The organism is uncultured Sphingomonas sp., assembly GCF_913778135.1.
GTDB lineage: Bacteria > Pseudomonadota > Alphaproteobacteria > Sphingomonadales > Sphingomonadaceae > Sphingomonas.
Genome location: NZ_CAJYVU010000058.1, coordinates 1 through 20,940, shown reverse-complemented (window position 1 = coordinate 20,940; position 20,940 = coordinate 1). Strand labels below are relative to the sequence as shown.

At 67.5% G+C, this 20,940-nt stretch carries 19 protein-coding genes and 1 pseudogene; 6 read left to right on the top strand and 14 right to left on the bottom strand.

Translation table 11 applies throughout. The annotated features are described in order from the left end of the window. Window positions 1–3,245, top strand: a 3,245-nt coding sequence (locus QZ847_RS06135) for a YadA-like family protein (RefSeq protein WP_294354320.1), incomplete at its 5' end; no start/stop codon positions are given. Between the two features lie 33 nt (window positions 3,246–3,278). Here QZ847_RS06135 and QZ847_RS06130 read toward each other — a convergent pair. From QZ847_RS06130 to QZ847_RS06075, 12 genes are all read right to left on the bottom strand, one after another. Further along, the gene (locus QZ847_RS06130; protein ID WP_294354318.1) at window positions 3,279–3,539 is read right to left on the bottom strand and encodes a hypothetical protein; all 261 of its coding nucleotides are present in this window, start codon (window positions 3,537–3,539) and stop codon (window positions 3,279–3,281) included. 144 nt (window positions 3,540–3,683) lie between these two features. Further along, window positions 3,684–4,709, bottom strand: a complete 1,026-nt coding sequence (queA, locus tag QZ847_RS06125; protein ID WP_294354317.1) for a tRNA preQ1(34) S-adenosylmethionine ribosyltransferase-isomerase QueA — start codon at window positions 4,707–4,709, stop codon at window positions 3,684–3,686. Window positions 4,710–4,738: 29 nt separating this feature from the next. Next, window positions 4,739–5,437: a peptidylprolyl isomerase gene (locus QZ847_RS06120; RefSeq protein ID WP_294354315.1), complete on the bottom strand. Its 699-nt coding sequence runs from the start codon at window positions 5,435–5,437 to the stop codon at window positions 4,739–4,741. 117 nt (window positions 5,438–5,554) lie between these two features. Next, on the bottom strand, window positions 5,555–6,058 hold the full coding sequence (gene coaD / locus QZ847_RS06115; protein WP_294354313.1) for a pantetheine-phosphate adenylyltransferase: 504 nt from the start codon (window positions 6,056–6,058) through the stop codon (window positions 5,555–5,557). Beyond that, window positions 6,055–6,423 (bottom strand): hypothetical protein, encoded by a 369-nt coding sequence (locus QZ847_RS06110; protein WP_294354310.1) that lies wholly within the window; start codon window positions 6,421–6,423, stop codon window positions 6,055–6,057. The genes coaD and QZ847_RS06110 overlap by 4 nt, the downstream gene beginning before the upstream one ends. Next, window positions 6,420–7,334, bottom strand: a complete 915-nt coding sequence (locus tag QZ847_RS06105) for a polyprenyl synthetase family protein (protein WP_294354307.1) — start codon at window positions 7,332–7,334, stop codon at window positions 6,420–6,422. The genes QZ847_RS06110 and QZ847_RS06105 overlap by 4 nt, the downstream gene beginning before the upstream one ends. Beyond that, window positions 7,331–7,570: an exodeoxyribonuclease VII small subunit gene (locus QZ847_RS06100; protein ID WP_093004240.1), complete on the bottom strand. Its 240-nt coding sequence runs from the start codon at window positions 7,568–7,570 to the stop codon at window positions 7,331–7,333. The genes QZ847_RS06105 and QZ847_RS06100 overlap by 4 nt, the downstream gene beginning before the upstream one ends. A 53-nt stretch (window positions 7,571–7,623) precedes the next feature. Then, window positions 7,624–9,312, bottom strand: a complete 1,689-nt coding sequence (locus QZ847_RS06095; RefSeq protein ID WP_294354306.1) for a long-chain fatty acid--CoA ligase — start codon at window positions 9,310–9,312, stop codon at window positions 7,624–7,626. A gap of 75 nt (window positions 9,313–9,387) precedes the next feature. Further along, window positions 9,388–9,591, bottom strand: coding sequence for a hypothetical protein (locus tag QZ847_RS06090; RefSeq protein WP_294189886.1), 204 nt, complete (start codon window positions 9,589–9,591; stop codon window positions 9,388–9,390). A gap of 71 nt (window positions 9,592–9,662) precedes the next feature. Beyond that, on the bottom strand, window positions 9,663–11,351 hold the full coding sequence (locus QZ847_RS06085; protein ID WP_294354303.1) for a diguanylate cyclase: 1,689 nt from the start codon (window positions 11,349–11,351) through the stop codon (window positions 9,663–9,665). 81 nt (window positions 11,352–11,432) lie between these two features. After that, window positions 11,433–13,019 carry an amidase gene (locus tag QZ847_RS06080; RefSeq protein ID WP_294354300.1) on the bottom strand — a complete coding sequence of 529 codons (1,587 nt, stop codon included), beginning with the start codon at window positions 13,017–13,019 and terminating at the stop codon, window positions 11,433–11,435. Window positions 13,020–13,059: 40 nt separating this feature from the next. Next, on the bottom strand, window positions 13,060–13,767 hold the full coding sequence (locus tag QZ847_RS06075; protein WP_294354298.1) for a TonB family protein: 708 nt from the start codon (window positions 13,765–13,767) through the stop codon (window positions 13,060–13,062). Window positions 13,768–14,014: 247 nt separating this feature from the next. On the opposite strand from QZ847_RS06075, the gene QZ847_RS06070 reads away from it, so the two are divergent. The 4 genes from QZ847_RS06070 to pnp all read left to right on the top strand — a co-directional run bounded on the left by QZ847_RS06070 (window position 14,015) and on the right by pnp (window position 18,404). After that, window positions 14,015–14,710 (top strand): site-2 protease family protein, encoded by a 696-nt coding sequence (locus tag QZ847_RS06070; protein ID WP_294354295.1) that lies wholly within the window; start codon window positions 14,015–14,017, stop codon window positions 14,708–14,710. A 1-nt stretch (window position 14,711) separates the two neighbouring features. Beyond that, complete coding sequence (gene truB, locus QZ847_RS06065; protein WP_294354293.1) at window positions 14,712–15,608, top strand: tRNA pseudouridine(55) synthase TruB; 897 nt, start codon at window positions 14,712–14,714, stop codon at window positions 15,606–15,608. A 24-nt stretch (window positions 15,609–15,632) separates the two neighbouring features. Next, entirely contained in the window at window positions 15,633–15,902 is a 270-nt protein-coding gene (gene rpsO / locus QZ847_RS06060) for a 30S ribosomal protein S15 (protein WP_019517366.1), read from the top strand. A 159-nt stretch (window positions 15,903–16,061) separates the two neighbouring features. Continuing rightward, window positions 16,062–18,404 carry a polyribonucleotide nucleotidyltransferase gene (gene pnp, locus QZ847_RS06055; RefSeq protein ID WP_294354286.1) on the top strand — a complete coding sequence of 781 codons (2,343 nt, stop codon included), beginning with the start codon at window positions 16,062–16,064 and terminating at the stop codon, window positions 18,402–18,404. A 190-nt stretch (window positions 18,405–18,594) separates the two neighbouring features. Here pnp and QZ847_RS06050 read toward each other — a convergent pair whose 3' ends face one another. Beyond that, the gene (locus QZ847_RS06050; protein ID WP_294354282.1) at window positions 18,595–19,533 is read right to left on the bottom strand and encodes an alpha/beta hydrolase; all 939 of its coding nucleotides are present in this window, start codon (window positions 19,531–19,533) and stop codon (window positions 18,595–18,597) included. 19 nt (window positions 19,534–19,552) lie between these two features. Beyond that, window positions 19,553–20,326: a class II aldolase/adducin family protein gene (locus tag QZ847_RS06045; protein ID WP_294189894.1), complete on the bottom strand. Its 774-nt coding sequence runs from the start codon at window positions 20,324–20,326 to the stop codon at window positions 19,553–19,555. 187 nt (window positions 20,327–20,513) lie between these two features. On the opposite strand from QZ847_RS06045, the pseudogene QZ847_RS06040 reads away from it, so the two are divergent. After that, a pseudogene (locus tag QZ847_RS06040) lies at window positions 20,514–20,940 on the top strand (MFS transporter); the annotation flags it as partial.

Below are 20,940 nucleotides of genomic sequence, written 5' to 3'. Positions count from 1 at the left end.
CGACCGTGGTAGCGACGACCGCCACCAACGATGTCGCGCTGTTCGGTGCGCAGTCGGGTCCGGTCCGCGTCCACAACGTCGGCGACGGCGAGGTCAAGGCCGGTTCGACCGACGCGGTCAACGGCGGGCAGCTGTACGACGTTGGTCAGCAGGTGAACGGCCTGGCCGCCGTCGCGGTGCGGTACGACGATCCGACGCGCGCGCGCATCACCCTGGGTGGTGCCAACGCCGCTCCCGTGGTGCTCGCCAACGTGGCGCCCGGCAGCATCGCTGCGGCCTCCACCGAGGCGGTCAACGGCGGTCAGCTCTTCGACACCAACAACGCCGTCGCCGCACTGCGCAGCGACGTGACGAGCCAGGCGAACGACCTCTCCAACGCGCAGACCAGCCTTGCCGCACTCGGCACCACCGTGACCGCGCAGGGGGCACAGATCAGCGCGAACGTCGGCGCAATCGGTACGCTACGCGGGGATGTCGAGCGCGGTGCCGTTGGTCCGGTCCGCTACTCCGATCCTGCAACGCCCAACCTGCCGAACGGCGGGACGATCACGCAGAGCGTCGCGCTTGTGGGTCGCGATCCGGCGCCGGTCGAACTCCACAACGTCGCCGATGGCAAGGTGGCGAGCGGATCGAACGACGCCGTCAACGGGGGCCAGCTGTTCGCGCTGGCGCAAACCTACCAAGGTTTGAGCGATCTCGCGGCGCGTTATGATGATGCCGCTCACACGTCGATAACGCTGGGGATGTCGGGCGTACCCGTCGCGCTTCGCAACATCGCCGCAGGGACGCTCGCGGCCGGTTCGAGCGACGCCGCAACGGCCGGGCAGCTGTTTGAAACAAACCAGAACGTGGGCACGCTCACCAATCTCGCCACGCTTCAGTCGGGACTGCTGAGTGCGCTTGACGAGCGGGTAGGCGGACTCAGGCAGGATTTCGGCAAGCTTGACGCCGACATCGCCGCGGGAACGCGTGGCCCGATACGCTATTCCGACACCGCCAATCCGACCAACCCGGGTGGCGGCAATCTGTCGCAGGATCTGACGCTCGTCGGCGCGGAAAGCGGGCCGGTGCGGCTGCACAACGTTGGCGACGGCGTCATCGCCGCGGGCTCGTTCGATGCAGTCAACGGCGGCCAGATCTTCTCGTTCGGCACCAACGTTGCAAGCGCGCTGGGCAATGGCTTCCGCTACGATCCGCTGACCGGTTTCTCCGGCAATTTCACCTTCAAGGGTCAGTCTTTCGGATCGGTCCAGTCGGTGATCGGCGCGATCGAGCTGTCGCTGACCTCACCGCCCGCCGGGGGGATTTCGGATACTGGTACGGGAATCAAATACTTCCGCGCCAATTCCATGTTGATTGACAGTAACGCTTCGGGTGCTGACGCCACGGCGATCGGGCCGGCATCGACCTCGTCGGGCGTTGCGGCAGTCGCCGTCGGTCGCAACAGCGTCGCGGCAGGTGAAAGCTCGGTCGCGATCGGCGACGGTGCGCAAGCCAAGGACGGCAAAGCGGTAGCCATCGGCCTTGGCAACGTCGCATCAGGTGACGGCGCGGTGGCAATCGGCGACCCGAACTTCGCAACGGGCGCGGGTGCGACGGCACTCGGCAAAGACAACAGTGCTACCGGTCTTGGCGCGATCGCGCTGGGTCATGTCAATATCGCCGACGGCGACGGCAGCAGTGCGATCGGCACGATGAACCGGTCAAGCGGATTGAGCGCTACTGCCCTGGGCTTCACCAACGTCGCCGACGGCCGAGGCGCGATCGCAATCGGTACGAACAACACGGCGTTCGGGGATGGTGCGCTCGCCATCGGCTCCAACGTGGTCACGAATTCTCCCGATACGCTCGCCATCGGCAACAGCACCGTCGCGAAGGGCGTGCGAGCCATCGCAATCGGCAACAAGGCGATCGCAGCAGCGACCTATGCTGCGGCGTTCGGTTATGATGCCGAAGCACGCGCCGACTATTCCACCGCCATCGGCACCGCTGCGGAAGCATCCGGCCTGGGCAGTACAGTCGTTGGCACGCTGGCAAGCGCGAGCGGATATGCGGCAAGCGCCTTGGGCTCGGGAGCTGTCGCGGACAAGGACGGTAGCGTTGCGCTCGGATCGGCGTCTCAAACGACGCGCGGCGCTGTTGACAGCTACAGCGCGTTCGGTGTCGCCGACCCACAACAATCGGCTGGCGAGATCGCGATTGCTCGTAACATCGCCTTCATCGATCCCGTGACCAACCGCGAAACGCCGGTCGGAAACCGGCAGATCACCGGCGTTTCTGCGGGTTGGTCCGATTACGACGCGGTCAACGTCATGCAGTTGCGTGGTATATCCGGTACGCTTGGCGCTGCCTTCGCGGCTGGCTTCGGCGGCGGAGCGAGCTACGATCGCCTGACCGGAACTTTGTCGGGCCCCAGCTACACGATCAACGGCGTGACATACTCGAATGTCGGCGACGCGCTGCAGGCGATCGACGCTCGTGTCGGCAGCGGCTTGACGACGCCCCCGACGACTACGCCCACCCCGCCCGGCAACCAGGGCAACGCAATCGACACGCGGGTGAGTGCTGTCGAGACGCGGGTCGACTCAGTCGAGTCGAGGACCGGATCGATCGAGACGCGGGTGAACTCCGTCGAAACGCGGGTCGGCACCGTGGAGACGCGTGTAGGCTCCGTGGAGACGCGGGTCGGATCGGTCGAAAACCAGGTAACCTCCGTCGCGACCCGTGTCGGGACGGTCGAGAACCGGGTGACGTCGGTCGAGGACAAGGCTGACAAGGCGCTCGCCGCGAGCGAACAGTCGATAAAGTACGATGACACCACGAGGACATCGGCGACGCTGGGAGACGGGAAAACCGCCGTATCGCTGCACAACGTCGCAGCGGGCACCTCGGACGGTGACGCGGTCAACCTGGCCCAGCTCAACAACGCGACGAGCGCCGCCGTAGATGCCGCGAACAGCTACACTGACCAGCGTGTCGCTGCCCTCTCGTTCGACCTCAATCGCGTAAACCGCGACCTAAACGCGGGCGTCGCCGGGGCTCTCGCGATGGCAGGAATGCCCCAGCCCTTCGAGGAGGGCAAAAGCATGTTCTCGATGGGAGCCGGCACCTTCCAAGGGCAGTCAGCCGTCGCCGTAGGCATGTCGCACATCATGGATGACGGACATATCGTCTTCAAGCTGGGCGCGACCTACAACAGCCGCAAGCGCGTTGGCGCCAACGTCGGGGTCGGTTACCAATTCTGAGCCGACCGTCCGGACGCCGCCATGCTCCTGGCTTCAGTCCTGCGCGATCTTACTCGCCTGCGGTGACTTGTAGCCAGGCAGCATGCCGGCAAACGATTGTGCAAATGCGTGATGACGATCGATCGGAACCGATGCAACCATCGCGTCCGCAATCGCCTTGATCTCGTCAGTCGTCAAAGTGCCGCGATTATGAAGGGTTTGAAGCAAGGCGACCACGCCTATGTACGCCGTATCTGCCTGATGCATCACTGCCTCAATCGCACCGGCGACCTTGTGAACGTCAGCAACAGCCATGATGACAGCTCCCTTTCCAAGAGTTCGGGCTTATACTTACGCCGCGATGTTCTCGTAAAGTCTGCCTGGTCACGCAATTAAAGGATCTTGGCAGCGGCGAACCGCCCCTTACGTGGCTCACCGATTGTTTCGCCAGCAGATGACTTACGGCAGCAGCAGCGACGCGTCCCCGTAGGAATAGAAACGATAGTCGTTTGCGATCGCGTGCGCGTACACCGCCTGCATTCGGTCGAGCCCCATCAGCGCCGAGACCAGCATGAACAGCGTCGAGCGCGGCAGGTGGAAGTTAGTCATCAACCCGTCGATGCCGCGAAAACGGTAGCCCGGCGTGATGAAGATCGCGGTGTCGCCCTCGAACGCCCGGATCGTGCCGTCTTCACGCGCCGCGCTTTCGATCAGGCGGAGCGAGGTGGTGCCGACCGCGATCACGCGTCCGCCGCGCGCGCGAACCGCATTTAGCCGGTCTGCCGTCGCGGCGTCGATCCGGCCCCATTCGGCGTGCATGCGGTGGTCGTCGGTATCGTCGGCCTTGACCGGTAGGAACGTACCCGCGCCGACGTGGAGCGTCAGCGTCGCGTGCTCGACGCCCGCCGCGGCCAGTCGCTGGAGCAGATCGGGGGTGAAATGCAGTGCCGCGGTGGGGGCGGCGACCGCACCCGCCTCGCGCGCGAACATCGTCTGGTAATCGTCCTGGTCACGCGCGTCGGTGGCGCGCTTGCCCGCGATATACGGCGGCAAAGGCATCTGGCCGGCGCGTTCGAGCAGCAGTTCGACCGACTCCTCGCCATGGAAGTCGAGCGCCCAGCTGCCGTCCTCGCCGCGCGCATCGGCGGTGGCCGCGACGCCGTGAGCGAAATCGATCACGTCGCCGTCGCGCAGCCGCTTCGCATTGCGCACGAACGCACGCCAGCGTCTCGGTCCCTCGCGCTTGTGGAGCGTCGCGCCGATCCGCGCCTGCCCCCGCATGCCCTCCAGCTGCGCCGGGATCACGCGCGTGTCGTTGAAGACGAGGAGGTCGCCCGCGCGGAGTTGATCGGGCAAGTCGGAGACGACACGGTCGTGCAGCCCCGCGCCGTCGACCACCAGCATCCGCGCGGCGTCGCGCGGGGCCGCCGGGCGCAGCGCGATCCGCTCGTTCGGCAGATCGAAATCGAACAGGTCGACGTTCACGCGCCTACCCTTCCCTCAGCGCAGCGCGATCAGCGGCGCGGGCTGCGCTTCTTCGCCGCAGGAGGCGTCGCGGCGGGCGCAGGCTTCGCTCCCGGCAGCGTCACGTCGCCGAGCGCGGCCGGGATCACCGCCTGTGCGGGCGCGGGCTGGTAAGCGGGCGGGTTGTCGCTCGCGATATAGGCGTGAAGGACACGCGACGGGTTCGCCGGCGGCTCGCCACGCTCGATCGCGTCGACGTAGTTCATGCCGGTCATGACGCGGCCGAACACGGTATACTTCTTGTCGAGCTGCAGGCGCGGCTGAAACACGATGTAGAACTGGCTGTTCGCGCTGTCTTCCTTCTCGGCGCGCGCCGCCGCCACCGCGCCGCGGACGTGCGGCAGGTAGTTGAACTCTGCCGCGACGTCGGGCAGCTGCGACCCGCCGGTGCCGTCACCCTTAGGATCGCCGCCCTGCGCCATGAAGCCGTCGATCACGCGGTGAAAGATTAGCCCGTCGTAGAAATGCTGCCGCGTCAGCGTCTTGATCCGCTCCACCATCTTCGGCGCGACATCAGGGCGCAGCAGGATCGCGACGCGGCCGCCGGTCGACAGGTCGAGCAGCCAGACGTTCTGCAGATCGGTGGTCGGCAGCGGCTGGGCGGGCGAAGCGGCTTGCGGGGCCAGCGCGAGTGCGGGCAGCGCCAGGAACGACAGGATCAGCGACAGGAAAGCGGCGAGAAAGCGCATCGGGCCTACACGGGTGATGACAGGGACGGCGTGCACCTAAAGCAATTCGCGGCTTGCGCCAAACTGAATGGCGCGCGGGCTTGCCAGACCAAAAAGCGCGCAGGGGGATTTGCGAGTTCAGCTGCCGCGACGGCCGACCACCTCGACGCGCGCGACCACTTCCTCGCAAATCGCGGGCGTCACGAACTTGCGGATGTCGCCGCCGAAGATCGCGATCTCCTTGACCAGCTTCGACGCGATCGGCTGCAACGCGACATCGGCCATCAGGAAGATCGTCTCGATCCGGTCGTTCAGCTTCTGGTTCATGCCGGCCATCTGATATTCGTATTCGAAATCGGCGACGGCGCGCAGCCCCCGAACGATCACGCTGGCGCGCTCACGCTCGGCAAAGTCCATCAGCAGCGAATCGAACTGCACGACCCGCACGTCGCCGGGGATGGAGGAAACCTCGCGCGTGACCATCGCCATCCGTTCCTCGACCGAGAACATCGGCGACTTGGACGGGTTGGTGGTCACACCGATCACCAGCCGGTCGACCAGCTTCGCGCCGCGTCGGATGATGTCCATGTGGCCAAGCGTCACGGGATCGAAGGTGCCGGGATAGACGCCGATGCGGGTCATGTTGGGATGGTCTCCAGCAATACGTGATCGTGCCCTACGATGGCGCGGACGTAGGTCGAACTATCCGGTGCGTTGAGCGGGTGCTCGCACACGGTTAGCACCGCATCCGAGCGACAAGTGTAGTTTGCCGCAGCACGCAGTGTAGTAACGACCTGTGCGCGACATGCCGCCGAAGCGCGAAACAGCTCGCGTGAGCCGGGCGGCGTTAGCGGCTCGAGTTGGACGTGCGTGGTATCGGCGCAGGCTCCCTGATCCACCGCGCGACTGAGCGGCAAGCGGTGGAGCATCAGCGCTGCCCATCCCCATAACGCCAGCAACGCGAGCACGATCAACAGGATCGCGCCGCCGACGAAGCGCAGTGTCAACGATCCCGCTCGACGACAAAGCGCGCGATCTGGCGCAGCAGCTCGGCCTCGTCGCCATAGTGGCGCAGGTGATCGATCGCCTGGTCGACCAGCATGCGCGACTGTTCGCGCGCGCGGGCGACGCCCAGCAGCGAAACGAAGGTTTCCTTGCCCGCGGCCTCATCCTTGCGCAGTTTCTTGCCCGCCAGTTCCTCGTCGCCCTCGACGTCCATCAGATCGTCGACGATCTGGAACGCGAGGCCGAGGTCGTGCGCGTAGCCGCGCAAGGGCGTGCGCTGTTCAGGCGCCACGCGGCCGAGGATCGCGCCCGCCTCCACCGCGGCGCAGATCAGTGCGCCGGTCTTCAGCTGCTGCAACCGCGTGACCGTACCGAGGTCGAACGTCTCGCCTTCCGCGACCAAGTCCATCATCTGCCCGCCCGCCATGCCCGCGGGACCAGACGCGCGCGCGAGATCGGCGATCAGTTCGGCGCGCACGCCCGCGTCGGGATGCGTCGCCGGGTCGGCCAGCACCTCGAACGCGAGCGCGTGGAGGCAATCGCCCGCCAGGATCGCGGTCGCCTCGTCATAGGCCTTGTGCACGGTCGCCTTGCCGTGGCGCAGGTCGTCGTCGTCCATCGCGGGCAGATCGTCGTGAACGAGCGAATAGGCATGGATCGCCTCCAGCGCGGTCGCCGCACGTCCCGCCTGATCGGGATCGACATCGAACAGCCGCGCGGTCGCGAACACCAGCAGCGGGCGCAGCCGCTTGCCGCCGCCGATCGCGGCGTGACGCATCGCCTGATACAGCCGCGCGCGCGCATCGTCGGGCACGGCGAGCAGCGCGTCGAAGCGGCGGTCGATCTCCGCCTGCACCTCGACCAGCGCATCGGCGAGGCTGGGCGAAGCCGGCTGAACGGGCGCGGAGCTCATCCGGCGTTGAAGGCTTGCACGCCCGCGGGCCTGCCGTCGGCGCCGACGCGAATCGCCTCGATCCTGGCCTGCGCCGCGTCGAGCCGGTCGGCGCAACGCTGCCGCAGCACGCTGCCGCGCTCGTACAGCCGGATCGCATCCTCCAGCGGGGTGTCGCCCGATTCCAGCTTGCCGACGATGCCTTCCAGCTCGCGCATCGCTTCCTCGAACGACAGGTTCTCGATCGCCTGATCCATGTGCGCGGCTATGCGGCAGCGCGGCAGTTCGGGTCAAGGATCGTCACGATGGCTCACTCCGCCTCGGCGCGTACCTCGGCGAGCAGATCCTTGCGGCTGAGCTTGCCTATCATCGTCTTGGGGAGGGCGCCGCGCACCACCACCGCGTCGACGCGCTCGTGCTTGCCGAGCCTGGGGTTGAGCCACGCGAGCAGCGCCGCCCCGTCGACCGCGGATGCGTCGTCGTTGAGCGTGACATAAGCGCGCGGCACCTCGCCGCGATAGGTGTCGGGCATGCCGACCACCAACGCTTCCTTGATCGCAGGGTGGTGGTAGAGGATTTCCTCGATCTGGCTCGGGAAGACCTTGAACCCGCCAACCGAGATCATGTCCTTCAACCGATCGACCACCTGAACGAAGCCCTCCCCGTCGATCACGCCGACATCGCCGGTGCGCAGCCACGGCTCGCCGTCCAGCGTCACGAACGCGTCGGCCGCTGCCTCGGGCCGGTTCCAGTAACCCGCCATCACCTGCGGTCCGCGCGCGACGATCTCGCCCGGCTCTCCCGCCGCGACCTCTTTCGTCGCGTCCTCCTTGTCGACGAAGCGCAGCCGCGTGCCCGGCACCGGCTGCCCGATCGTGCCCGGGCGCTGCTCGCCCTCGTACGGATTGCACGTCAGCACGCCCGAGCTCTCCGACAGGCCATACCCCTCGACCAGCCGCGCACCGGTCGCCGCCTGCCACTTGTCGCGAAGCTCGGCGGGCAGCGGCGCACCGCCCGACACGCACATGCGCAGCGACGAGAAGTCGGTGGCCGCGAACTTCGCGTGATCGAGCAGCGCCTGGTACATCGTCGGCACGCCCGGCAGCGCGGTCGCCTTCGTCCGCCCGATCGCGTCCAGCACCTGCCCCGCCTCGAACCGCGGCAGCAGCACCATCTCGCCGCCGTTCAGCACGGTGCGGTTGAGCACGCAGGTGTTGGCGAAGACGTGGAACAGCGGCAACGCGCCGACGATGCGGTCGACTTGGTCGCGGTGCGGGTCGAGCGAGGCGACCTGGCGCGCGTTGGCGGTAAGATTCGCGTGTGTCAGCATCGCCCCCTTGGGCGCGCCGGTCGTCCCGCCGGTATATTGGATTAGCGCCACGTCCCCGACCGGATCGATCGCGGGCGCCGCGAACGCGCCGTCATTGTCGATCAGCGCCGAGAAGGCGGTCACGCGCGCGTCGTCGGGGCGCTTCGCCACCTCCTTGCCGCGAAACAGCCGGTAGACGAGCGACTTGGCCGGCGGCAGCGCGCCCGCGACCGATCCGACAACCAGCCGCTCGAGCCCGCTCTGGTCGAGCACCTTGAGCGCGGTCGGCAGCAGCGCGCTGGCCGAGATCGTGAACAGCACGCGCGTGCCCGAATCCTCGACCTGGTGGACCAGCTCGTCGACCGTGTAGAGCGGCGAGAAATTGACCACGGTCGCACCGAGCAGCAGCGCACCGTAATAAGCCGCGACGTAATGCGGCACGTTGGGCAGGAACAGCCCGATCCGGTCCCCCTTGCCGTAGCCGAGCGCGGCGAGTCCAGCGGCGACCCGGCGGGCGCCGTCCGCGACCTCGGCGTAGCTGTAGTGCCGCCCCAGAAAGTCGATCATCGGCCGCGCCGCATGGCGCTCGGTCGAGGCCGCGAACAGGTCGGGCATCGACATCGGCGGCAGATCGACCTCCCAGGGTGTGGGATGACGATATCGGGACTGCCAGGCGCGTTCGTCGGTCATTGACACGCGTGTAAGCAACAGCCGCGCGGGCTTCAATCGAGGAAGCGTGACTTTACGTGTCCGTTAACCGCGCGCTCACCCGGTAATGCGCGGCGCGGTCCAGGTGTAGAGCACGGAGAAGCCGACCAGCCCCAGATCAATCGCGGCCTGGATGCGGTGCGGCGCGGTGTCGCGCGCCTCATGGGTCATGATTTTTAGGTCGGCGGACGGGTGCTTGAACGCGACCAGGGCGAGCACGGCACCGGTGGCGGCAATGGCGATGCGACGGCGCTGATTCATCGAACTCCCCCTCTGCGCGCCCGTGTACAGGATCGCCGGCGTCGCGAAAAGGGCCGCGGTGCGCGTGCCGCTCAGGCCGCGAGCGACAGGCTTGCCGCGCGCGCGCGGTCGCGTCCCGCCTTCTTGGCGGCGTAGAGCGCCTGATCCGCCATCCGGTACATCGCCGCCCAGTCGCCCTCGCTCTCCAACGCGCCTGCATGGCTGCCGACCGAGACGGTGATGGTGAGGTCGTACGGCATGCGCGCCGCGCGTACCGCGTCGAGGATCATGTCGGGCAGCCCGTGCGTATCGGCGGGGGCGAGGATCGCGAACTCCTCGCCACCAATGCGCGCGACCAGCGCACCGCGCGGTGCCGCAACGCGCAGCGCGCGCGCGACCCGGCGCAGCACCTCGTCGCCCAGATCGTGACCGAGCGTATCGTTGACCTGCTTGAAATGGTCGACATCGGCGAGGACCAGCAACTGCGGCGCGCGTGCACCCTCGGCCAGCGCCTCGCGTAGGAACGACCGCCGGTTGAGCAACTCGGTCAGCGGATCGGTGTCGGCGAGCATTCGCGCGGCGATTTCCTCCGCGCGCGCGGCGTCCCGCTCTATCGACAGCAGGCGGATACGATAGGAGATCGCGACGCTCGACACCAACGCCTCAACCGTCATCGCGACAAGCGACGAATTGTCGAGCCACGTGCTCGACGCGATCAGGTGCAGGCTGCTCATTGTGCGGATCGTTGCCAGCAGGAACGGCGCTGCCCAGGCGACGCCGAACACCCACAGGTAATCGCTGCGCGCACGCCGCGCGCGCACCAGGATCACGCCCGCCAGGATCGTCAGCATCGCGAAGCCGAGCGAGTAAAGCAGGTCGAGCGTACGCGCCTGCCACGGTACCAGAAGCACGAACGCAGCGGCGGTGAGCATCAGATATGCGCCGACCGCGCGCGTCGCTCGCAGCGTCAGGCCGGCGAACACGCGTGGCTCGAAGAAGTGACGCGCGAACCGCAGCGCCATTAGCGCGGCGACGGCCAGCGCGACGTAATTCACCCGCAGGCGCGCATGATTGCCCAGCTCCGGCCACAGCCAAGCCATCGCGCCCGACGATGAAAAGGCGTAGGTGGCGAGCGCGGCGACCATGCCGCAATAAGCGAGCTGAAAGCGGTGCCGAAGCGCCGACCACAGCGACAGATTGTACACCAGCAGCGCCAGACATAGCCCACCGAACCCGCCGTACAGCGCGGCAAAGGCGAGGTTGCGCTTCACGCTCTCGGCTTGTGTCGCGATCCGCGGGTTGGACACGATGCCGCGGATGTTGGCGGCCCCGCGTACGTGCCACAATATTTGCGTCAGCGCGGCACCACGCGCCGGCACCGGCTGCTCGAACACTGCGCCGAGCGCGATCGATCGCGCCGCGCCCGCGTCGTCGATCACCCGGCGCACCACCGCCCCGTCGGCGTAGCGGAAGTAGATCGTCGCGCTCTGCTGCCACAGGCTCCACGACCGCAGCACGCGCGCGCCGGTCCCCGCGCCCGCGGGCAAGGCGCTGGCACGCACCCAGAAATCGCCGGCGCCGAAGCGTAGTTGCGGCGTGGCGCAATCGAACCGCGCGCGCGCGCGCAGCATGGCCCGGGCGGTGTCGCCGGCATGCACCGGGGCGATACAGGTCGCGACGGCCTCACCCGCGGTCGCACTCTGCGCCGCCGCGGGACGCGTCAACAGGAGCGCGAGCGCGAATGCGGCAGCGACCGATTTCCAGAACACACCGACGGGCATGCCCGACCGTATCGTCGCCGGTACGAAGATATCGTAAATTCCGACCTCACCGGCCGCTCGCCGCCCGGCGATCGGTGGCGTTCAGCGCGCTGCGTCCAGCCCGGCGCCGACATTGGCCTGTGCCAGGTAGCGCGGAGGCACGCGTGCGTGCGACGCCTGTTCGTACGCGTAACCTGCGCCCAGCACGCGCTGGTCGTCGCCGCGCGTGCCGATGAACGACAGCCCGACCGACAGGTCGCGGACCAGCCCCATCGGCACGGTCAGGTGCGGATAACCCGCGATCGCGGGAAGGCTCGCCGCGGACGGCCCGCCATATTGATCGCCGTAGACCGGATCGCTCAGCCACGCCGCGCCATAGCTCGGCTCGACCAGCACCTGCGCCCCCGCCTGCGCCAGCATCGCGTCGATCCCCTGCGCCCCTGCGAGCCGCAGCGACTTGGCACGCGCGGCCTTGTAGGCGGGGTCGGCCAACCCCTTGGTTTCCGCCGCCTTCTCGAACGTTTCCTGCGCGAAGAACGGCATTTCCGCATTCGCGTGCGCGCGGTTGAAGGCGATGACCTGATCGAGCGTGCGCGTTTGTACGCTTCGGGGTGTGGTGGCGAGATAGCTGTTCAGGTCGGCCTTCAACTCGGTCAGCAGCACCTGGAATTCGGCCTCGCCCAACCCGTCGAGCTTGGGCGGCGTGACCTCGACCAGCGTCGCGCCATTCGTCCGCAGCACCGCAAGCGCCGCGTCGAAGCGCGCGGCGAGATCGGCGGGCAGATCGCGAGGACGGACCACGCCGACGCGCATTCCGGACAGTGCCGCTGCCGACAGTCCGGCGGTATAGTCGCGCACCTGCGTTCCCGCGGTTGACGGATCGGCCGGGTCGTGTGCCGACATCGCGGAGAGTAGCAACGCGGCGTCGCGGACGCTGCGCGCCATCGGCCCGGCGGTATCCTGGCTGTGGCTGATCGGGACGACATGGGTGCGGCTGACAAGGCCGAGCGTCGGCTTGAACCCGACCAGCCCGTTGAGCGACGACGGACAGGTGATCGACCCGTCGGTCTCGGTCCCCACTGCCGCCGCCGCGAAGCTTGCCGCGACCGCCGCGCCCGACCCGGACGACGAGCCGCAGGCGGTGCGATCGAGCGCGTAGGGGTTGCGCACCAACCCGCCGACCGCGCTCCACCCGCTCATTGAATGGTCGGAGCGGATGTTGGCCCATTCGGACAGATTGGTCTTGCCCAGGATCACCGCGCCCGCTGCACGCAGCCGCGCGACGAGCGGCGCGTCGCGCCCGGTCACGTTGGCGGCGAGCGCGAGGCTGCCCGCGGTGGTCGCAACCCGGTCGGCGGTTTCAACATTGTCCTTGATCAGGACCGGCACGCCGTGAAGCGGGCCCCGGACGCGCCCGGCCTTGCGCTCGGCATCGAGCACGCGCGCCTGCGCCAGCGCGTCGGGGTTGAGCGCGATCACGCTGCGCAAGCTCGGCCCCTTGCGGTCCATCGCCGCGATACGGGCGAGATAGGCGCGGGTCAGATCGACGCTGGTCGCGCGCCCCGCGGTCATCGCCGCCTGCACCTGCTCGATCGATTGCTCCTCTACCGCGACCGTGCGCGCGGTCGCGGGGAATGAAGCAGCCAGCATCGTGGCGGCGACTAGCAGGCGCGAGGGACGAGCGGTCATGCGCGAATGATGCGGCGCGCTTCGGCGAGGCGCAAGCGGGTTACCGGCCGGTATAGGTGAACACGACCGGCACGATGATCGGCATGTCCTCCACTTTGCCCTCGCGCGTAACGGGAACGATGCGGAAGATCGGCGACATCTTCACCGCCGCCTGTCCGAAGCCCGAACCGTTCGGGATTTCGGCAAGAGCGCGGCAGCTCTTCGGCGGACCGACCTTCGGCACGACGCATTCGAGGATCGCCTTGCCCGAAAGGCGCGCGGCGCGGGCGCGCTCGGGCCAATAAGGCTTCATCTCCAGGTTGGTCGGCACCTGCTGCCAGCGCGCGCGCACCGGCTTGCCGCGGCCACGACCCGCGCCGTTGCCGTCACCTTGGCCCGTGCCGGCGCCCGCACCCTCGCTGCTGCCGATCCCGACACCCATCGCCGCACTGCCCATACCTGCGATCGAGTCGGCCGCGGGATTGAGCGACGTGGCGAAGCCGTCCGCGGTGATCGGCGCCGCGCGGATCGGTGACGGGTCGAGCAGTGCCGGCGGCAGCGGAACCTGCGGCAGTGGCGCGGGCGGGCGCTCGACCTGCGTGTTCCGGGGCGAAGCGCGCCCGGCCGAGGCGCCACCTGGATCGTCGTTGTGTGTCGTCGCGGGATCGGGCGGGACACGGGCTGGTGTCGGCGGTACCTCCATCGCTGGCTCGGGCGGCGGCGGCACGTCGAAGGTCATCAGCGCGGGCACCGGCAGGCTGCGCGGCAAGGGCGAGACCGGCCACCATAGCAGCAGCGCGACGACCGCCAGATGCAGCGCAACCGACGCACCCGCCCAGCGCGTTCGACGCGGATCGTGTCCAAGCGCTGATTGTCGGTAGAGCGTAACCGAACTCCGCGAGGTTGATGGACGAGTTTGACGCCGACCCGCGCGCCGTCAAGCCGCTTGCACCGTGTTATTTCTTACAGCCTGCGACCGCTGGCCATCCCCCGCCCGCACCCCTATCTCGCGGGCTATGAACCCCAATGGTGTTATCTGGTCGGCGGCGGTGTGGATCATCCCGCTGGTGATCGCGATCGTCTTCCACGAAGTCAGCCACGGCCTCGCCGCGCGCGCACTGGGCGATCCGACCGCGGCGCAGCTTCGTCGCCTGTCGTTCAATCCCTTACGACACGTCGATACGATCGGCACGGTGGTGCTGCCGCTGATGCTCGCGGTCACCAAGGCGCCGGTGTTCGGCTGGGCAAAGCCGGTGCCGGTCGACGCACGGCGGATTACCAAAACCAACCCGCGCACCGGCATGCTGCTGGTCGCGCTGGCGGGTCCGGGGATGAATTTGGCGCTGGCGTTCGTGGGCGCACTGCTGCTCGGCATCTTCGCGCACTGGGTGGGTGAGCCGGCGGACGGCAGCGCGGCGGCGTTCATCGGCGCGAACCTCGTCAACTTCCTCCTGATCAATGTCTTTCTCGCGCTGTTCAACCTCATTCCCCTGCCCCCGTTCGACGGCGGGCACGTCGTCGCGGGGCTGCTGCCGGAGCGCGCGGCCTTGCAATGGGACAAGCTCGCGCGCTTCGGCTTCCCACTGCTCATCATCCTGTTGCTGGTGCTGCCCGCGTTGGTGCCGGGCGCCAACATCGTCCAGCGGCTGGTCGCCCCGCCGGCGCAGGCGCTGACGCAGGTCTATCTCGGCGTCGCGGCGGCGATCGCCTGAGATGCACGGCTGGCTGATCATCGACAAACCCGTGGGGCTGGGCTCGACGCAGGTCGTATCCGCGGTGAAGCGCGCGCTGCGCACCGCCGGCGCGGCGAAGGTCAAGGTCGGGCACGGCGGCACGCTCGACCCGCTGGCGAGCGGCGTGCTGCCGATCGCGCTGGGCGAGGCGACCAAGCTCGCCGGGCGGATGCTCGACAGCGACAAGGTCTACGCCTTCACGCTCAGCTTCGGCACCGAGACGACCACGCTCGACGCCGAGGGCGAGGTGATCGCCACCAGCGACGTGCGCCCGACCGCCACCGAGATCGACGCGGTACTGCCGCGCTTTACCGGCCCCATCGCGCAGGTGCCGCCGGCCTATTCCGCGCTCAAGGTCGACGGGAAGCGCGCCTATGATCGGGCGCGCGCGGGCGAGGAGGTCGTGCTCGCCTCGCGCAACGTCACGATCCACAGCCTGACGCGCGAGGGCGATGACGCGGCGGACACGTCGCTCGATCAGGTCACGCTGGTCGCGCACGTATCGAAGGGCACCTATATCCGCAGCCTGGCGCGCGACATCGCGCAGTCGCTCGGCACCGTCGGCCACGTCACCTGGCTGCACCGCGTCAAGGCGGGGCCGTTCGCGCTTCAACAGGCGATTACGCTGGACAATTTGGACGCGGCCGCTAAGGCATTTACGCTTGAACCGTTACTCCTGCCATTGAGGGCGGGGCTGGACGACATCCCGGCCTTTCCCCTCACCCCCGACCAGGCAGGCGCGCTCCGACAGGGGCGGGTGCTGGACGGGATCGCCGCCGACGATGGTCTCGTCTTCGCGCTATCGGGCGACACGCCTGTCGCGCTGGCCGAGGTCGAAGCCAACCAGCTTCGCGTCGTTCGCGGCTTCAACCTCTGAACCGATGTCGAAGGTAAAGATACAATGTCGATCACCGCAGAACGCCGCCAAGAACTCGTCAAGGAACACGCCCGCGCAGAGGGTGACACCGGTTCCACCGAGGTCCAGGTCGCGATCCTGACCGAGCGCATCCGCAACCTGACCGAGCATTTTAAGGGCCACGCGAAGGACAACCACTCGCGCCGCGGCCTGCTCATGATGGTCAACAAGCGCCGCTCGCTGCTCGACTATCTCCGCAAGCGTGATGGTCAGCGGTATCTCGATCTCATCGCGAAGCTCGGCCTTCGCAAGTAAAACGGTGGAGGGCGGCTCTCGGGCCGCCCTTTGCTTATCGGCGCTTTCGCAATCCGGCGAAGGCGCGAAGGGGCGATCAACAGCCCCGCACCGCGCAGGCCGGACAGCCTGCACCAAGAGGCCCCGGGTGCATCGGGCATCCGGTCCAAAGGAAATCATATGTTCGATACCAAGAAGGTCAGCATCGAATGGGGTGGCAAGACCCTGACGCTGGAAACCGGCAAGGTCGCGCGCCAGGCCGACGGCGCCGTGATCGCGACGCTGGGCGAGACGGTCGTGCTGTGCGCGGTCACCGCCGCCAAGACGGTCAAGGAAGGGCAGGACTTCTTCCCGCTCACCGTCCACTATCAGGAAAAGTTCTCGGCTTCGGGCCGCATTCCCGGCGGCTTCTTCAAGCGCGAGCGCGGTGCGACCGAACGTGAGACGCTGGTCAGCCGCCTGATCGACCGTCCGATCCGCCCGCTGTTCCCCGAAGGCTTCTACAACGAGATCAACTGCATCGCGCAGGTGCTGTCGTACGACGGCGAGAACGAGCCCGACATCCTCGCGATGGTCGCCGCTTCCGCCGCGCTCACCATCTCGGGCGTGCCGTTCATGGGCCCGATCGGCGCCGCGCGCGTCGGTTACAAGGACGGTGAGTATCAGCTCAACCCGACCGATTCCGAAGTGCTGGAAGGTGAGCTCGACCTGGTCGTCGCCGCCACGCACGACGCGGTGATGATGGTCGAATCGGAGGCCAAGGAGCTGTCCGAGGACGTGATGCTCGGCGCCGTCATGTTCGCGCACAAGGCGAGCCAAGACATCATCAACGCGATCATCGATCTCGCCGAGCAGTCGGCGAAGGATCCGTGGGAGCTGGCGCCGGTCGAGGACAAGTCGGCGAAGATGGCCAAGCTGAAGAAGGCCATCGGCAAGGACATGGAAGCGGCCTACAAGCTGACCGACAAGCAGGCGCGTCAGACCGCCGTCAACGCCGCGCGCACCAAGGCACGCGAGGCGTTCGCGTCGCTGAAGGACAGCGATCCGGCCGAGTACCTCGGTACGCTCAAGCTGGTGAAGAAGCTCGAGGCCGACATCGTGCGCGGTGCGATCCTCAAGACCGGCCGCCGCATCGACGGCCGCGACACCAAGACGGTGCGTCCGATCGAGGCGGAGGTCCACTTCCTGCCGCGCGCGCACGGCTCGGCGCTGTTCACCCGCGGCGAGACGCAGACGATCGCGACCACCACGCTCGGCACGCGCGACGCGGAGCAGATGATCGACGGCCTGAACGGCCTGTCGTACCAGAACTTCATGCTGCACTATAACTTCCCGCCCTACTCGGTCGGTGAAGTCGGCCGCTTCGGCGCGCCCGGTCGCCGCGAAGTCGGCCACGGCAAGCTCGCCTGGCGCGCGCTGCACCCGGTGCTGCCGTCGAAGGAAGAGTTCCCGTACACGATCCGCGTCACCTCGGACATCACCGAGTCGAACGGCTCGTCGTCGATGGCGACGGTCTGCGGCGGTTCGCTGTCGATGATGGACGCGGGCGTGCCGTTGAAGCGTCCGGTGTCGGGCATCGCGATGGGCCTGATCCTTGAGGGCAAGGACTATGCCGTCCTGTCCGACATCCTGGGTGACGAGGATCACCTGGGCGACATGGACTTCAAGGTCGCCGGCACCAGCGAGGGCATCACGTCCCTGCAGATGGACATCAAGATCGCCGGCATCACCGAGGAGATCATGCGCGTCGCCTTGAAGCAGGCTCATGAGGGCCGCGCGCACATCCTGGGCGAGATGGCGAAGGCGCTCGACTCGACGCGGACCGAGCTGTCGGCGCACGCGCCGCGGATCGAGACGTTCACGATCGACAAGTCGAAGATCCGCGAAGTGATCGGCACCGGCGGCAAGGTGATCCGCGAGATCGTCGCGACCACCGGCGCGAAGGTCGACATCGACGACGAGGGCGTGATCAAGGTGTCGTCGTCGGACCAGAGCCAGATCGAGGCCGCGATCAACTGGATCAAGGGCTTGGTCGAAGAGGCTGAGGTCGGAAAGATCTACAACGGCAAGGTCGTCAACATCGTCGACTTCGGTGCATTCGTGAACTTCATGGGCGGCAAGGACGGCCTCGTCCACGTCTCCGAGATGAAGAACGAGCGCGTCGAGAAGCCGACCGACGTCGTCTCCGAGGGCCAGGAAGTTAAGGTCAAGGTTCTCGAGATCGATCCGCGCGGCAAGGTTCGCCTGTCGATGCGCGTCGTCGATCAGGAAACCGGCGAGGAGCTGGAGGACACGCGTCCGAAGCGCGAACCGCGCGAGGGCGGCGACCGTGGCCCGCGCGGCGATCGCGGTGGTGACCGCGGCGGTCGCGGTGACCGTGGCCCGCGCCGCGAAGGTCGCGGTGATCGTGGTGGCGATCGCGGGGGCGATCGCGGCCCGCGTCGCGAGCGCAGCGAAGGCGGCAAGGACAACGGACCCGATCCCGAGTTCGCCCCCGCCTTCCTGACCGGCGATCGCGACTAAGCGCCAGCTGTCAGCGATGACATGAGAAGGCCCCCGGCAGCGATGCCGGGGGCCTTTTTGTTGGTCTTGACCGGTGTGTCGTTGTGCCGGTCATGAGTGACGATGCGAACGCGAAGGTCAGCGTGAGTGCAGCCGACACGTCACGTCATCTCCGTTCAACAAGAGCGGCCGTATGCCGGCGACGCGCGCCTCAACCGTGCAACGAGCGGCGCAGGGCCTCGATGCTATCTCGACGTGCCGCCTGCGCGACGCGCGCGTCGGGCACGATGTTGAAGGCGTGGAACGCGCCCGGATAGACGTGCAGCTCGCACGCCACGCCCGCCGCGATCAGCCGCTTGGCGTAGTCCAAATCCTCGTCGACGAAGAGGTCGATCGCGCCCGTCGCGATGTAGGTCGGCGGCAGTCCGGCAAGATCGCTCGCCCGCGCGGCCGCAGCGTAGGGCGACACGTCGTCGCCGCCGGGCGCGTGACCGAGCAGCGCGCTCCAGCCGAACGCATTCTTGTCGGCGTTCCAGACGAACTCGCCCGCGGTCGAGTGCGGCGCGCGCACGCAGGTGCGATCGTCGATCATCGGGTAGATCAGGTGCTGGAACGCGAGGTCATACTCGCCGCGGTCGCGCGCGAGCAGCGCCAGCGCGGCGGCGAGCCCGCCGCCCGCACTCTCCCCCATGACACCTAACCGGCTCGTATCAACGCCGAGCGTCGCAGCATTCGCAACGACATTCGCCAGCGCGGCGTAGCAATCCTCGATGTTGCCGGGAAAATGCGTCTCGGGCGCAAGTCGATAGTCGACCGACACGATCGCGCAGCCGAGCTCCGCCGACAGCGAACGGTGCATGTCGCAGAGGTCTTCGACCTTGCCCGCCACGTAACCGCCGCCGTGCATGTGCAGGATGCACGGCAGCGCGCCCTCGACGCCGCTCGGGCGATAGCAGTGCAGTGGCACGTCAGGTGCCCCGTCACGACCCGATGCCATGACGACCTGCTGATCGACTGGAACCGGCGGCAGCGGCGGGCGCGGAAACGTGCGCGCGCGGAAGAGTGGCAGCGTCTGCTCGTTCAGCTCGAACGCTGGCAGCAGGTCGAGCAGGCCGACCAGTTCGGGGTCGACCAGGTGGCGTGTTTTCATGGTCGTGCTTCTTAAGTCGTCAGTTGCGGAAGCTGGGATCGATCCGATCGAGCTTGCGCAGCAGCGCGGGCCAGGCGAGTTTCTGCGCGAGGCCGCCCATGCCCTTCGGGTTCGACTGCCCGGCGACCTTGTGCTCCACGCCCTGCGGCGGGTTGTTGAGATGCTCGCGCCCCGCCGAGAGCATCATCACCTGCGCCTCGCACGCGCGCTCGAGGAAGTAGAGCCTGAGGAAGCACGAGGCGACCGTGTCGCCGACCGCCAGCGTGCCATGGTTGCGCAGGATCATGGCGTTCTTGGTGCCGATGTCGGCGACCAGCCGCTCGCGCTCGTCCAGATCGGTCGCGATGCCCTCGTAATCGTGATAGGCGACATCGTGCTGCGCGATCATCGCGGTCTGCGTGTGCGGCAACAGGCCGAACTCCATCGCCGACACTGCCTGCCCGTGGGGGGTGTGGAGGTGCATCACCGCCGCGGCATCCTCGCGCGCCATGTGGATCGCCGAGTGGATTGTGAAGCCCGCCGGGTTGACCGGATGATCGCTCTTGCCCACCGGATTGCCCTCGACATCGATCTTGACGAGGCTCGACGCGGTGATCTCCTCGAACATCATGTCGTACGGGTTGATCAGGAAATGGTGCTCGGGCCCGGGCACGCGCGCGGACAGGTGCGTGAAGATCAAATCGTCCCAGCCGTATAGCGCGACCAGGCGGTAGGCGGCAGCGAGATCGACCCGCGCCTCCCACTCACCCGGCGCGTAATGCGATTGGCTGTCCACGGTCGCGAGCGTTGCCATGACGTGATCCTCTCCGTTTCGTTTCGCAACGTCATACCGTACGATCGAAGACGCGTCACCCCTACCCCGCGCACGTGGCTCATCCAACGTACCGCAGCCCGCAAGCATGCGCAGGCGCAGACAGCATGCGCAATCGCGCCCGTCTGGATCGTTGCACTCGGTGACGAAACGGCCATAGAGCAGCCACATGGCGGTGATGGCGCGCGTGCGCGACTTCCTTCGTGAAGAACAATGGACGTTCGCGCAGCACGAACTGCCGGCGCTGCCGGGCTCGCCCGGGTCGCCCGATCATCCGACGCGCCGGCGGATCGCCTACGCGCTGATCGGCGTGCTGCTGGGGTTGACCGCCGGGTTCGGCAACGCGCTGATCACCGCCAACACCACCACGCTGCAGGGCGCGCTGGGGCTCGATCCGGCCGAGATCGCGTGGCTGCCGACGGTCTATGTGATGACCAACGTCAGCATCAACCTGCTGCTCATCAAGTTCCGCCAGCAATTCGGGCTGCGTCCGTTCGCGATCATCTTCCTGTCGCTCTATCTCGTCCTCACGCTCGGCCATCTGTTCGTGCGCGATTTCTGGTCGGCGGTGCTGGTGCGCGGCGCCAGCGGGATGG